The 335-nt window shown below is 63.9% G+C and carries 1 pseudogene; it reads left to right on the top strand.

The annotated features are described in order from the left end of the window. Positions 1 to 269: pseudogene (locus KDM89_RS20910) on the top strand (DNA cytosine methyltransferase); the annotation flags it as partial. Positions 270 to 335: the final 66 nt, after the last annotated feature.

Below are 335 nucleotides of genomic sequence, written 5' to 3'. Positions count from 1 at the left end.
GGCCTTTCACCACGTTGGAGCTGGCCGCCCTGCAATCGCTGATCGAGCCGGAGGAATACCTGGAGCTGGAAGGGCTGAGCGACAGCAACTGGCGCGAGCGCATCGGCAACGCGGTGCCGCCTGACGCCGCCACCGCGATCGCGGAAGTGATGGGGACGACCCTGTTGCTGGCCTGGTCCGGTGAAACCTTCGTGCTGTCGGCCGCCCCGATCTGGGTGCAGCCGGTGGCGGTAGCTTTGTCTGTGGCGCAGCAAGGAGAGCAGACATGATCGTTCCAAAACACCGCATTTTGCAGGCCTACGCCGTCACTTACGCACCTGGTAAGGACAACGCCA

Source organism: Cognatundibacterium luofuense (assembly GCF_018139685.1).
Classification (GTDB): domain Bacteria; phylum Pseudomonadota; class Gammaproteobacteria; order Burkholderiales; family Burkholderiaceae_D; genus Undibacterium; species Undibacterium luofuense.
The sequence above is the reverse complement of the archived record's forward strand: the minus strand, read 5'-3'. Positions and strand labels throughout refer to the sequence as shown.